At 31.2% G+C, this 13,651-nt stretch carries 11 protein-coding genes; 3 read left to right on the plus strand and 8 right to left on the minus strand.

Annotated features, from left to right (window positions below; genetic code table 11):
- Positions 1-7: 7 nt before the first annotated feature.
- The 5 genes from dnaX to AB2B44_RS07810 all read right to left on the minus strand — a co-directional run bounded on the left by dnaX (position 8) and on the right by AB2B44_RS07810 (position 6,859).
- On the minus strand, positions 8-1,696 hold the full coding sequence (gene dnaX / locus AB2B44_RS07790) for a DNA polymerase III subunit gamma/tau (protein ID WP_369049012.1): 1,689 nt from the start codon (positions 1,694-1,696) through the stop codon (positions 8-10).
- 287 nt (positions 1,697-1,983) lie between these two features.
- Complete coding sequence (locus tag AB2B44_RS07795; protein WP_369049013.1) at positions 1,984-3,756, minus strand: long-chain fatty acid--CoA ligase; 1,773 nt, start codon at positions 3,754-3,756, stop codon at positions 1,984-1,986.
- Positions 3,757-3,876: 120 nt separating this feature from the next.
- Entirely contained in the window at positions 3,877-4,674 is a 798-nt protein-coding gene (locus tag AB2B44_RS07800; RefSeq protein ID WP_369049014.1) for a TrmH family RNA methyltransferase, read from the minus strand.
- 45 nt (positions 4,675-4,719) lie between these two features.
- The gene (locus AB2B44_RS07805; RefSeq protein ID WP_369049015.1) at positions 4,720-5,661 is read right to left on the minus strand and encodes a hydrogen peroxide-inducible genes activator; all 942 of its coding nucleotides are present in this window, start codon (positions 5,659-5,661) and stop codon (positions 4,720-4,722) included.
- A gap of 157 nt (positions 5,662-5,818) precedes the next feature.
- A complete protein-coding gene (locus tag AB2B44_RS07810; protein WP_369049016.1) occupies positions 5,819-6,859 on the minus strand; it encodes an oxidoreductase in 1,041 nt (346 codons plus the stop codon).
- A gap of 283 nt (positions 6,860-7,142) precedes the next feature.
- Here AB2B44_RS07810 and AB2B44_RS07815 point away from each other — a divergent pair, with 283 nt between their 5' ends.
- The gene (locus tag AB2B44_RS07815) at positions 7,143-8,054 is read left to right on the plus strand and encodes a patatin family protein (protein WP_369049017.1); all 912 of its coding nucleotides are present in this window, start codon (positions 7,143-7,145) and stop codon (positions 8,052-8,054) included.
- Positions 8,055-8,185: 131 nt separating this feature from the next.
- Here the strand turns inward: AB2B44_RS07815 and AB2B44_RS07820 are convergent, their stop codons facing one another.
- Positions 8,186-8,710 carry a peptidoglycan-binding protein LysM gene (locus tag AB2B44_RS07820; RefSeq protein ID WP_369049200.1) on the minus strand — a complete coding sequence of 175 codons (525 nt, stop codon included), beginning with the start codon at positions 8,708-8,710 and terminating at the stop codon, positions 8,186-8,188.
- 343 nt (positions 8,711-9,053) lie between these two features.
- On the opposite strand from AB2B44_RS07820, the gene AB2B44_RS07825 reads away from it, so the two are divergent.
- Positions 9,054-10,841, plus strand: coding sequence for a DUF885 family protein (locus AB2B44_RS07825; RefSeq protein ID WP_369049018.1), 1,788 nt, complete (start codon positions 9,054-9,056; stop codon positions 10,839-10,841).
- A 103-nt stretch (positions 10,842-10,944) separates the two neighbouring features.
- Here AB2B44_RS07825 and AB2B44_RS07830 read toward each other — a convergent pair whose 3' ends face one another.
- Positions 10,945-11,751, minus strand: coding sequence for a lysophospholipid acyltransferase family protein (locus AB2B44_RS07830; RefSeq protein ID WP_369049019.1), 807 nt, complete (start codon positions 11,749-11,751; stop codon positions 10,945-10,947).
- 48 nt (positions 11,752-11,799) lie between these two features.
- Entirely contained in the window at positions 11,800-12,429 is a 630-nt protein-coding gene (locus tag AB2B44_RS07835; RefSeq protein WP_369049020.1) for a CoA pyrophosphatase, read from the minus strand.
- Positions 12,430-12,473: 44 nt separating this feature from the next.
- Between AB2B44_RS07835 and AB2B44_RS07840 the strand changes: the two genes are divergently transcribed.
- Positions 12,474-13,640 (plus strand): dipeptidase, encoded by a 1,167-nt coding sequence (locus AB2B44_RS07840; RefSeq protein ID WP_369049021.1) that lies wholly within the window; start codon positions 12,474-12,476, stop codon positions 13,638-13,640.
- Positions 13,641-13,651 lie beyond the last annotated feature (11 nt).

Consider the following 13,651-nt stretch of genomic DNA (forward strand, 5'->3'; position numbering starts at 1 on the left):
AATACAATTATACATCTAACTCAAATGTGTTTTTTAGTTTTTCAACTAAAGGATTTTTCTCTTTTAGTTTTTTATATTTTTCTTCGGGTGTATAGGCTATTTTATTGGTTAATGTTTCATCTATTAAAATTTGTAAGGTAATACCGTAATTATTTAACGATTCGCGAAGGTGTTTTAATAATTTGGGTTTACCTCGTTCTAATTGTACTTTCATTAAATTATTTGTTAACGTTAATTCGATAACAAAATTAGAAAGTAGGGTAGGTTGATCGCTTATAATTATTGAAGCTATATTTTTTTCACCTTTCTCTATTAACTTCGTATAATAGTGTTTCCATGCTTTATTTAATTCTTTTTCAGTAAAAGGTGTTCGTGGGTAGTCGTCGTAATTTTCTTCTTTTAGGGTTGATTTTTTTTGAGCACGTTTGTTTTGTATGCTTTTTAGTGATAGGGCAGAGGGTCTGCGTTCAGTATTTTTTAATACGGGTTTCGTAATTGTTTGCGTTTCTGAAACCGTAGAACTTGGTTTTTTGTCAACAGTTTTTTTATCGGTAATAGTGGTTTTCTTCGCGGGTGAAAGTGCTGTGAAAAAAGTAGCTGGTATTATGTAGTTGCTAGATTTTTTTTTTGCTCCATCAAAAGTGATAGAGGCAATTTGCATCAGTGTAAGTTCTACCAGTAGCCGTTGATTTTTACTGACCTTGTAATTTAAATCACAATTATTCGCTTTATCGATAGCTTTTAGCAAAAAATCCATCGGGGCTTTTTCTGCCTGATTAATATATTTTTTCTTAGCGGTATCACCTACTTCTAACAACGCAACTGTTGCGGGGTCTTTAGCAACTAATAAATCTCTAAAGTGAGAGGCTAATCCGTTTATAAAATGATGTCCTTCAAACCCTTTAGATAAAATACCATTAAATGCAATTAGTATTTTTGGTATATCGTGTTGCAATGCTAAATCAGTAAAGTCAAAATAGGTTTGGTAATCAAGAACATTTAAATTTTGCGTTACAGCTTCTCTAGTTAAATTAGCTCCTGAAAAACTTACAATTCTATCAAATATAGATAAGGCATCTCGCATAGCACCATCTGCTTTTTGAGCAATAATGTGTAAGGCATCGTCATCGGCAGTTATACTTTCTTTTTCACAAATAGTTTTTAGGTATTCTTTGGCGTCAATAACACTAATTCGCTTAAAATCAAATATTTGACACCTAGATAAAATAGTAGGTATAATTTTATGTTTTTCGGTAGTTGCTAAAATAAAAATAGCATGAGCAGGGGGTTCTTCTAAGGTTTTTAAAAAAGCATTAAAAGCAGTCTGTGAAAGCATATGTACCTCATCAATAATATATACTTTGTATTTTCCTGTTTGAGGCGGAATACGTACTTGGTCGGTTAAATTTCGAATGTCATCAACCGAATTGTTAGAGGCAGCATCTAATTCAAAAATATTAAAAGCAAAATCGTTATCTTGTGTTTGTTCTGTTTGGCTGTTTTGATTTATTTTTTTTGCCAAAATTCTGGCACAAGACGTTTTGCCTACTCCTCTAGGTCCTGTAAATAGTAATGCTTGTGCTAAATGATTTTTTTTGATAGCATTTTCTAAAGTATTGGTTATCGCTTGTTGCCCCACCACATCTTTAAAATCTTGAGGACGATATTTACGCGCCGATACTACAAAATGTTCCATAAACATCATTTATATTAATATAACAAAAATACACATCTAGCCTCTTATTTACAAAGTAAAATGAAATATAACGAACAAAGTTGTAAACAATTTATGATAAAAAACTTAGGGTGTTATCGTTTTTTAAAAATTGATAGAAAATCTAACTCTGTTTTTGTTTTGATTAATATCAGAACTACAGTGTACTAGTTACCGAAAGATATCTAAAATTTTTTGGTTTTTGCTTCGTAGATTCTCTCTACTTTTTCGATGATATTTTAAAATATATGGCGTTATTAATTTACTGATTACCCGTTATAAATTTTGGTATATAAATTGTTATACATTTCTTTAATTACCTTTCGCTTCATTTTCATGGTAGGGGTAAGTTGTCCGCCTTCTACAGACCATTCATCAGGTGTTAATTCAAACCTTTTTATTTGTTCCCATTTTCCAAAGTGAGCATTACACTTATCAATTTCTTTTTGAATGCGCGCTAAAACTTTAGGGTTTGTAATAAGATCTTCATTATCTTTAAAAGGTATCTTTTTTATTTTAGCCCAATTTTGTAGGTATTCGAAATTAGGTTGAATAATTGCGGCAGGCATTTTTTCGCCTTCACCAACCACCATAATTTGCTCTAGAAAAAACGATTGCTTTAATTCACTTTCTAATAAGGTAGGCACTATATATTTACCACCAGAGGTTTTAAACATTTCTTTGGTACGCCCCGTAATTTTTATAAAACCGTCTTCGGTAATTTCGGCTTTATCACCCGTATGAAACCAACCGTTTTCGAGAACACTTGCTGTTTTTTCAGGGTCTTTATAATATCCCATCATTACGTTTGGTCCTTTAACTAAAAGTTCACCATTACTACCAATTTTAACTTCAACACCGCTAATAATTTTGCCTACGGTTCCAGGTCTAAAGCCTTTATTTTTAACGGCATTAACTGAAATAACGGGAGAGGTTTCGGTTAAGCCATAGCCTTCCATAATCGGCATTTTGGCAGCAGCAAAAATATTGGTTAATCGTAATTGTAAGGCAGCGCTACCCGATACCATAATTTTTAGTTGTCCGCCTAATGCGGCTTGCCATTTAGAAAAAATTAATTTTCGGGCTAATTTTAGTTTTTGTTCGTACCACCAACCATTTTGCTTATAGGGTTTGTATTTTTCGCCTAAGGCTAAAGCCCAAAAAAAGAGCATTTTTTTTATTCCTTTTAGCTCATTTCCCTTTGCATAAATTTTATCATAAATTTTTTCATATAGTCGAGGAACAGCAGTCATTACATTAGGCTTAATTTCTTGTGCATTTTCACTTAATTTATCAATACCCTCTGCAAAATATATAGCCAAGCCATTATATTGATATAAATATAAAATCATACGCTCAAAAATATGACAGACAGGTAAAAAACTTAAAGCCTTGTCTTTACCCATTTCTAAAGGTACTCGGTCATTCGAGGCAATAACATTAGAAACGATGTTGTTGTGAGAAAGCATAACGCCTTTAGGTTTACCAGTGGTGCCAGAGGTGTAGATTAATGTTGCTAAATCATCTGGTTTCACCTCTTTTTTTCGCGCTTCAACTTCGGGCTGATTTTCAGTGTCTTCACCTAGTTTTAAAATTTCGTTCCAACTTTTTTCGCCTTCAATATCATCAAAAGTATAAACAGCCTTAAGCTTCGTTTTATTTTTTATTTTATTGAGCTTTTCAATAATTATACTATCAGAAGCAAAGCAATAAATTGCTTCAGAATGATTTAGTACGTATTCGTATTCTTCTTCAGAAATTGTAGGGTAAATAGGTACATTTTGCGCTCCGGTTTGAAGTATACCGATATCACAAATATTCCATTCGGTGCGATTGGTATTTGAAATTACAGCAATTTTATCATTAGGTTGTACACCTAAACGTAGTAACCCTCTACTAATGGCGTTTGCCTTGTTTATATAGGTTTGGGTAGAAGTAGCTTGCCATACGCCATCATACTTTGTAATTAATGATTTTGATAAATTAAATTTTTCTAATTGATAATATGGAAAATCAAATAAACGTGTAATTTCTATCGGCATGTTTTGCTGTATTTAATCTATGCAAAGTATAAAAAAACAAGCTATCATACAAGTGATTTTAAGAGCTTGTTTTAGAATTTTAAAAAAGAGCTTTATAGTAGTTTTCTAAATAACAAATATTTAGCTTTTAAATTGACGTTGCCGTTTTGCTTCAAAAATAACAATGGCAGCCGCTACTGAAACATTCATAGAATCAATTGCGCCCTGCATTGGAATAACAATATGTTGTGTTGCATGTTCGCGCCAAATTTGGGTTAATCCAGTTGCTTCTGTGCCTACCACAATTGCTGAAGCAGTAGTATAGTTTTCTTTGTAATACGCATTGGCATTTTGTAGTGTGGCCACGTATATATTAATGTTATTTTGCTGTAAATAACTAATAATTTCATCAGAAGTAGCTACGGCAATTTGATTGGTAAAAATACAGCCAACACTAGAGCGGATGGTATTTGGGTTGTATAAATCGGTTTTCGGATTGGCTATTAAAACAGCATCAATATTAGCAGCATCGGCAGTTCGTAATAAAGCCCCAATGTTTCCAGGTTTTTCAATAGCTTCCATCACTAAAATCAAGGGTTTTTTAGTTTTAAAACGGATATTTTTTAGTGAAAAATCTTTTGTTTTAGATACCGCTATAATACCTTCGGTTGAATTTCGATATGCTAGCTTTTGATAAACCTCTTTGGTAATTGTAATAAGATTAGGGGTAGTTAAATTAAATAAAGTAAGGTTTTTTTCTGAAAACAAATCAGGAACAAAAAGTACTGCTTCAATGTCGTAGTTTGCTTTTAATGCTAAGGTAATTTCTTTTTTTCCTTCTACGATAAATCGCTGTTTTTTATTGCGTTCTCGCTGTTTTTCTTGCAATTTTAGCAAGTCTTTTATATACGGATTTTGTGTGCTGCTGATGTGTTTCATTAAAAAACAAAAAGGGTTTTAGCGTTTTGAATAAGGTTTTAAACTTTAATTTTGTTGAATAGGGCTAATTATTTTTACATCACTAAACGAAATAGCTCCTCTTACAACACCGTCAATAGTGTTTTTTAAAGCTTCTATAGTTTGTTTTTTTAATTGCGACTTATGATAGATTAAGCTTACTTCACGAGCGGGAGAGGGGGCAATAAATTCTCTTAAATAGCTTTTGTCAACTTCGTTTAAATCCAATGTGTGTAAATAGGGTAATAGGGTCATTCCTAAACCATCTTTTGATAACTTAATTAAGGTATCAAAGCTACCGCTTTCAAGCTGAAAACTTTTTTTATTATTAATTTTTTCAGCCATACATAGGTTAATTATGCTGTTTTTAAAACAATGCCCATCTTCTAACAACAAAATATCCTCTATTTCTAGTTCTTCAGGAGTTATTTTATCGTTATTAAATAATCGATGATTTTGCGGAACAAGACCAACAAAAGGTTCGTAATATAAAGGGCGTTCTTTAATGGCTTCATTTTCTAGCGGAGTTGCAGCTATAGCTGCATCGATATGCCCGTCGATTAATTTTTTAATAATTTCTTCGGTTGTTAATTCTTCTATAATGAGTCTAACTTTTGGGTATTTATTGGTGAAATTAGGTAAAAACATAGGCAATAAAGTTGGCATAATTGTAGGGATAATACCTAGTTTAAACTCACCACCAATATATCCTTTTTGTTGATGAACAATATCTGTAATTCGATTGCTCTCGTCAACAATTACTTTTGCCTGTTTAATAATTAATTTGCCTATTTCAGTTAATTCGATAGGTTTTTTTGATCGGTTAAAAATTTTAACATCTAACTCTTCTTCTAGTTTTTGAATTTGCATACTTAATGTAGGCTGTGTAACAAAACTATGCTCAGATGCAATAGTAAAATTTTTGTATTCAGCTACTGATAAAATATATTTTAGTTGGGTAATGGTCATTAGTATAATTTTTTATGATAAAAATAAAAATATTATCAACAATAATTATATACAGTGATAATAAAATTTTATAAATAATAGTAGTAGCACTTTTTTTACCGACTCTATAGTAATTTTATTGTTAAAACTTAAAATTAGCAACTCTTATTTTTGACTTTTAAAATACTAATTTTCCAATTTTATTATTGCCTGATAACCAAGCTGTAGTTGCATTTACAAATTGTATACTATAATAACTTTCGTTACTTACTTTTTTCCATGTTATACCGCCATCATTAGAAAAATCGATTCCAGTTTTACCAACAGCAAAAATTTCTTTTCCATTGGTGTTGGGTACATATTGCACACAACTTTTATAGGCAGGGTTTTGCCCGTTGGCAACTAATTGCCATGTTTTACCGCCATCGGTAGTAATGGCTTTGTTTGCTATATTTGCTTCTGGATTTGCATAGTTGCCTCCAATAATAATTCCGTTATTTTTATCATAAAAATCTATTGAGTAAATACCTTGTGGTCCATTACCTTGAACAATAGGGGTGTTGTATACTTGCCAAGTTTTACCCTTATCGACCGATTTTAATACTCTCGCTTTTTTTCCGCCGGAGGCAATCCAAATAATATTGTCAATAATTTTAATATTCGTATTGCTCGCAGCAAAAAAGGCTTCTTCTTGTTCAAATTTAGGTAGGTTGTCGCACGAAATCTTAGTCCAGCTATCACCTCCATTATCAGTTACAATAACAGAGGGGCAGTTGGTTATTGGGTCTCCAACAGCAATTCCGTGTATTTTGTCGCTAAAAAAACGCATAGCATCGTAAAATACTTTATTGTTGTTTTCTACATAAACAAGTTTGTTTTTATCGGCTGCTATTTTGTATAGTAGTGCAGGATTAGCAATTGATAAAACAAATATATCCGAGCCATTAAAAGCAATACTTCTAAAATGCGGTATAAGAGTATCTTGGTATCGTAAATACTCTATAGTCCATGATTTTCCACCATCTTTAGTATATCCTACATCGCCACGAGAACCCGCGAAATAAAGCGTGTTTTTATCAATTGCTTTAATGGCTCGGATACTGGTGCTATCCATTTTAAACGCTTTAATAGCTATTTTGTCAAGAGTTCTAGGTTGATATTCTTTTTTACAAGAAATTATAACTATGCTGATAAAAAAAAGAAACGCAATTCTGCTCATTTTGTTTTTCGATTTAAACGATTGTAATACTAAGAACTAATTACAAATTAGTAAAAGATAATCGTTAAAAGATTAATGAATTTTTACAGTTTTTGTAAACTTAAAATAGAACAATAGTTAGGTTATAGGTAAATAATTGCCCTATAAATTTACTTTTTTATACTTTTAACGCTCGAAAGTAATTAATTTTTATTTAAAATTAATGAAAAGGTGTTAGATGGTTTAAGAACAATAGTTACTACATTGATTCTTTTTTGTAATCGTATTTATATTTAAAAATTGAATGAAAAAAGCATTGGTTATTTCGGGAGGAGGCAGTAAGGGAGCATTTGCAGGAGGTGTGGCAGAGTATTTAATTAGAGAAAAAAAGAATAATTACGATTTATTTTTAGGCACTTCTACAGGTAGCTTATTGGTTTCGCACTTGGCTTTAAATAGAGTTGATCAATTAAAGTTGTTATACACAAACGTAAATCAAAAAGCAATATTTAGTAATAGTCCGTTTAAAATAAAAAAGAGACACGGTGCCGATGTAATTTCTATCCGTCATAGAAATACACTTTGGAATTTAATAAATGGTAGAAAAACTTTTGGAGAAAGTAAATCGTTACGAAGGCTTATCAAAAAAAATATTACCCAAGCTATGTACGATCAAATTAGAGAAGAAAATAAAGAGGTTGTAGTAACGGTTGCTAACCTAACAACAAATCAAATAGAGTATAAATCGATATTAGAGTGTTCTTACGATGATTTTTGCGATTGGGTTTGGGGTTCGTGTAATTATGTTCCGTTTATGAGTTTGCTAGAAAAAAATAATTGCCAATATGCCGATGGGGGTTTTGGTTGTTTGGTACCTATTAAAGAGGCTGTTTTACGAGGGGCTAAACAAATCGATGTGGTTATATTAGAAACCGAAGTAACACAGGTAAATAGAATTCCTGTTAAAAACCCATTTTCATTGATGTTAGATGTTTTTGATTTTATGTTAGAACATGTAGAAAAACACAATATCGCTATAGGAAAACTAATGGCAAATGCAAATGATGTTGAATTAAACTTATATTATACGCCTACTGTTTTAACTACAAATTCATTAGTTTTTGATAAGAAAAAAATGGCTAAGTGGTGGCAATATGGTTTTGATCATGCAAAAAGAAAAAACGACAGTGCTATGAGCGATTACAGACCAAATTAATTAAGGAAACAAAGTGGTTTTTGATGTTTTTTCAATTAAAATAGAGGAAGATAAATAAAATTAAACATAAAAAAACCTCGATGTTATTTAAACAACGAGGCTTTTTTAATTTTTTGTACGTTTTGTTTACCTTATACGCTTGCTTTTTTATCGGCTTTTATATTTGAAACATCATATCCAGCAAATTTTTTTAGATACTGTTCAATCGAAGTTCCAAAAGCGTCATTAAATTGGTATTTACCATAACTTCGTAAAAACTTTTTTACATTACCTGCGCCACTTAAATGAGCGGCAGCTAGTATACCAGATTCGGTAATTTTTATTCCGTTAATTTTTTTACCATTAAATCGCTCAATGTCGCGTCGTAAAATGTATTTGTTAACTTTGCAAAGTGCAATAAAAGCGCGTTCTTGTAACTCTGCGTTATGTAAAAAATCTTTAGTATTATAAACTTTTAAGCGGTGTAGTGTAGTTTTTCCAAATTGATATTTACCTAAATATCCTAACGAATTTACAACGGTATACTTACCTTGAGATTCTTTAAATGCAATAGCTTCTTTAAAACCGATGAAGTCTTTTTTTAAAAAAGGAGCTTTGATGTTGTACTTTTCAACCCTCGAATTTGTTATGGTTTTTGGGTTTTTCGGATTGTTGATTGTAAAACTTATTACAATTCCAATTCCTAAAATTAGTAAAAGTAGATTTTTAATAATTTATTAATTTCTGTTTCGCGCCGCAAATTTACGAAAAAAAACGTAAAACACACATAATCAACCCTCTTTATTATTTGGTTGTGGTTTTTTTAACATAAAAAGTAATATTTTTAATAACATTATAAATAAATCTACCATAATATTATCAGATTAATAATAGATGTAGTTTTACTTTGGTAATAAATTTTTGTTAAAAAAACTAAAATACTTAGCTAGTAAGCTGTTTTTTAGCTTTTAAACCTAATAATCGTGTTATATTTGTTGATTATTTATAACATAAAACCGAATGAAAACTACTTATCTATCGCTTTTTATAATTTTGATAACAGCTTTTTCTTGTAAACAAATGTCTAAAAAAGAACAAACACCAATAAAAGAAAATAGTGCCTTTAATCAATTATTGCACGATTATAACGAGGGTAAGTTAGCATTAGACCCAATAAATGCAACCTATGCTGGCGATAATAGATTTAATGATAAGTTTCCAAATACTTTATCTGATGCCTATCAATTAAAAGTTAAAGACTTTTATACTCGATACAAAACCTTGTTAACCGATTTTAACGATTCTGATTTAACAAAGAGCCAACAGATGAGTAAAAAAATTTTGGATTGGGAATGTAATATGCAGTTAGAACAAAACAGTTTTAAAAATGATTTATTAATGCCTATAAATCAAATGTGGACTGTAAATTTAGTTATGGGGCAGTTTGCAAGTGCAGAGAGTGCACAACCCTTTAAAACAGTGAAAGACTATCATAATTGGTTAAGTAGGCTAGATAAATTTGATACGTGGCTTCACTTTGCAGAACAACGTATGCAACAAGGAATAAAAGAAGGGTATGTATTGCCAAAATCGTTAATAAAAAAAATTATTCCACAATTTAAAGTGTTAGCAGATACAAAACTTACAGATCATTTGTTTTACAGTCCGATAAAAAAATTTCCAGCTAGTTTTTCTTCAAAAGAAAAAGAAAATTTAACCGATTTGTATACAAAAATGTTGCATGATAAATTGATACCAACATTTAAGTTAGTATCTAAATTTTTACAAACCGACTATCTTAAAGCAGGGAGGGAAGATAGTGGTATAGATGGTGTGCCACACGGAAAAGAATATTATAACCATGCGATAAAATTCTATACAACAACCGATATGACGGCTGATCAAATACATTCGTTAGGGTTAAAAGAAGTTGCTAGAATTTCCTTAGAGATGGAAAAAGTAAAGCAAGAAGTAGGTTTTAAAGGTAACTTAAAAGATTTTTTTAATTATGTAAGAGAAGATAAAGCGTTAATGCCTTATAAAACGCCTAAAGAAATTATTGATAATTTTTATGCTATTTTAAAAAGAATGACGCCGCAATTAAACAAACTGTTTAATCATAAACCCAAAACACCTTTTAAGGTTAAACAAACTGAAAAATTTAGAGAAGCTTCTGCTAGTGCCGAATACAATCAAGGTTCTTTAGACGGTACACGCCCTGGAATTTTTTACGTACCCATACCTGATGCTTCAAAATACAACGTTTATTCTGATGAAGCTTTATTTTTACACGAGGCTATTCCTGGTCACCATTATCAAATTTCATTAACTCAAGAAAATACAGAACTTCCTGAATTTAGAAAAACTCTATGGTATAGTGCTTATGGTGAAGGGTGGGCTTTATATACCGAAAGTTTAGGTAAAGAATTAGGTTTGTATACCGATCCATATCAATATTTTGGTATGTTAAGTATGGAAATGCATCGAGCTATTCGATTAGTAGTTGATACAGGTATACATGCTAAAGGTTGGAGTAGAGAAAAAGCCATTCAATACTCTTTAGATAATGAAGCAGAACCTAAAGCCAGTATTATTTCTGAAATTGAACGTTATATGGCAAATCCAGGGCAGGCTTTGTCGTATAAGATTGGACAAATGAAAATTAGAGAACTACGAACAAAAGCACAAAAAGAATTAGGTGATAAGTTTGATATTCGAGAGTTTCACAATCAAGTTTTAGAAACAGGGTGTATTCCGTTAAAATTACTCGAAAATAAAATAAACAATTGGATAGCTGCTAATAAGTAAGCTTTTTAAACACCATTTTATTTTAACAAGGCAGGGTGTTTTAAAATATAATGAGGGGGTTGGTTAGTCTCTTAAAAAGAGTTTGACTAGCCCATTTTGTATTTTATCCCCAGAAATTACGTTGTTTATTTAAAGCCTCTTCTTGTTTAGCATATTCTTCTACCGAAATTACTTTTAAAAAGGAGGGGTCTTGTTCTATAGCGAATTGTATTTTTTTTATAATTTCACTTATTTCTTCATTTTCATAATCAATTTCTAAAGGCTCTTTAATAACCATTGATTGTAAAACATTTCGTTTTTTTATTTGCAATCCTTTTTTGTCAAAAGAGCGTCTGAAACCATCAATAACAATAGGTACAACTATTGGTTTATATGTTTTTATAATGTGTGCTGTGCCTCGTCGTATGGGTTTAAAAGGAGTAGTTGTACCCTGCGGAAAAGTAATAAGCCAACCATCTTTTAAAGCTTTACCAATATTAGAAATATCGCTCATTTTAACTTGTCTGTTTACATTTTTACCGGCACTACGCCAAGTACGATCAATAGAAACAGAACCCGTATAGGCAAATAATTTTGGTAATAAGCCAGCACGCATAGTTTCTCCAGCAGCTACATAGTAAATGTTTAATTTGGGGTTCCAGATATACCCTACATTTTTTATAGAATCATCACGCCCTTTTAAAGCTGCATTAAATACATGAAGCATTGCGGCTACATCTGCAAAATAAGTTTGATGATTAGAAATAAACAACACATTTGTTTCAGGAAGCTTTCTAATAATTTCAGACCCTTCAATTTGCAGGTTATTAAATCTGTGGTAACGTCCATGAGAAATTAATCCGAATATTCGGATAAGCCACTTTTTTATAAATAATACTTGACCAAAGATGTTCCTTTTAAATAAAGGCATTAATTTTAAATTTTTAGAGCCGCAAAATACAAAACAAAATGCAGAAGTCTAAGAAATTAATAATTCTTTAATTTCTGCTAGTATCATGGCAGTTGCCCCCCAAACTACATAATTATTTAGTTTAAAGCAAGGAACCGTTACATTTTTCATATATGGTGTGCTAATTTTTGCTGAAGTTAAATTTAGCTTATTTAATAAATCAGATGCCAAAACTTCAATAAGTTCAGCTACTTCACTATTGTATTTAAAATTAGGTTGTGTATTAGTATAGGCAATAAAGGGGGTTGCTAAAAAATTACTAGGCGGAATATATATATCGGTAAGTTCTCTAATAACTTTTATAGTTGGTGTTGAAACGCCTACTTCTTCATAGGTTTCTCGTAATGCTGTTTCTTGTAAATTAAGGTCGGTTTTTTCTGTTTTCCCTCCTGGAAAGCTTATTTGTCCTGAATGTGTTCCGTTATAGCTCGCCCTTTTAGTCAATAAAAAAGTAGTTTTATTATTTTTATCAGGATAAAAAAGAGCTAAAACGGCTGCTTTTTTTGGATTTTTATTTTTTATTTTTTCAGGAGTATATTGTAGCCGAGTAGCAGGGGCAAGCTTATATTGTGTTTTTAAACCGCCCAATTCTTTTACTTTTAATAAATTTATTTTAGATAAAAACGAGTCAAAATTCATATCTTGGTGTTTTAAGACAAACTTATTAAAATTTGTATTGCATAATGAAAAAAATAATTAAAGTGCTATTAATCTTGTTGGGTTGTTATTTTTTACTAACACTTATCGTTCCTACTGTAATTGATAAGATAAAAAATACTACAACATTATTACCCCCATATAAAATATCAAGCGAGGCAAAAAAGTTATACGATTCGCTTAATTTTAAAGCCGATATGCATTGTGATGCATTGTTATGGAATAGAAACTTATTAACTAAAAACACTTACGGACATGTTGATATACCTAGATTGTTAGAGGCTCATGTAGCTTTACAAGCCTTTACTATTGTTACAAAATCGCCTAAAGGGCAAAACTTCGATAAAAATGACGGTAATTCTGATCAAATAACCTCGCTTGTTATTGCGCAAGGTAATCCTGTAAAAACATGGTTTAATTTAACCGAACGAGCTTTACAGCAATGTAAAAACTTGTATAAATTCGCTAAAAAATCAAACGGAAAATTTAGAGTGATTACCTCTAAAAATCAATTAGAAAAATACATTCTTGATAAGAAAAATAATACTGAAATCACAGCTGGGTTTATAGGTGTTGAAGGAGCGCATGCTCTTAGTAAAAAGCTTGAAAATGTAGATGTGCTATACAATGCAGGAGTTAGAATGATGGCACCTACACACTTTTTTGATAACGCTTTAGGAGGGTCTGCTCATGGAGTTTCTGGAGAAGGATTGACTGATTTTGGTAAAAAAGTAATTGCTAAAATGCAAGAAAAAAATATGCTTGTCGATGTAGCTCATGCTTCACCAAAAATGATTGATGACATATTAGCCATGACTAAAAAGCCAATAATAGACTCACATACAGGGGTTAAAGGAACCTGTGATAATGTTAGAAACTTATCTGATAAACATATAAAAGGTATTGCTAAAACAGGAGGTTTAATTTGTATTGCGATGTTTAAAAAAGCAACTTGTGACACTACTGTTAAATCAACAGCTAAGGCTATTAAATATGTAATTGATTTAGTTGGGGCTGATTTTGTAGCTCTTGGCTCGGATTTTGATGGAGCAGTAGAGGCAAGTATTGATGTTACGGGGTTACCCTTAATTGTTGAAGAACTTTTAAAGCTTGGTGTTTCTAAAAATGATATTCAAAAAATTATGGGCGGTAATGTTAAACGTTTGCTATTAAAAAGTTTACCAACAAATTAAAATTAAAGTGT

Origin of the sequence: Tenacibaculum sp. UWU-22 (assembly GCF_041021355.1) — a bacterium.
Classification (GTDB): Bacteria; Bacteroidota; Bacteroidia; order Flavobacteriales; family Flavobacteriaceae; genus Polaribacter.

What these genes read in the sequence shown, in the direction of transcription:
- dnaX (WP_369049012.1), bottom strand. Translation starts at nt 1,696, where the DNA reads ATGGAACATTTTGTAGTATCGGCGCGTAAATATCGTCCTCAAGATTTT.
- AB2B44_RS07795 (WP_369049013.1), bottom strand. Translation starts at nt 3,756, where the DNA reads ATGCCGATAGAAATTACACGTTTATTTGATTTTCCATATTATCAATTA.
- AB2B44_RS07800 (WP_369049014.1), bottom strand. Translation starts at nt 4,674, where the DNA reads ATGAAACACATCAGCAGCACACAAAATCCGTATATAAAAGACTTGCTA.
- AB2B44_RS07805 (WP_369049015.1), bottom strand. Translation starts at nt 5,661, where the DNA reads ATGACCATTACCCAACTAAAATATATTTTATCAGTAGCTGAATACAAA.
- AB2B44_RS07810 (WP_369049016.1), bottom strand. Translation starts at nt 6,859, where the DNA reads ATGAGCAGAATTGCGTTTCTTTTTTTTATCAGCATAGTTATAATTTCT.
- AB2B44_RS07815 (WP_369049017.1), top strand. Translation starts at nt 7,143, where the DNA reads ATGAAAAAAGCATTGGTTATTTCGGGAGGAGGCAGTAAGGGAGCATTT.
- AB2B44_RS07825 (WP_369049018.1), top strand. Translation starts at nt 9,054, where the DNA reads ATGAAAACTACTTATCTATCGCTTTTTATAATTTTGATAACAGCTTTT.
- AB2B44_RS07830 (WP_369049019.1), bottom strand. Translation starts at nt 11,751, where the DNA reads ATGCCTTTATTTAAAAGGAACATCTTTGGTCAAGTATTATTTATAAAA.
- AB2B44_RS07835 (WP_369049020.1), bottom strand. Translation starts at nt 12,429, where the DNA reads ATGAATTTTGACTCGTTTTTATCTAAAATAAATTTATTAAAAGTAAAA.
- AB2B44_RS07840 (WP_369049021.1), top strand. Translation starts at nt 12,474, where the DNA reads ATGAAAAAAATAATTAAAGTGCTATTAATCTTGTTGGGTTGTTATTTT.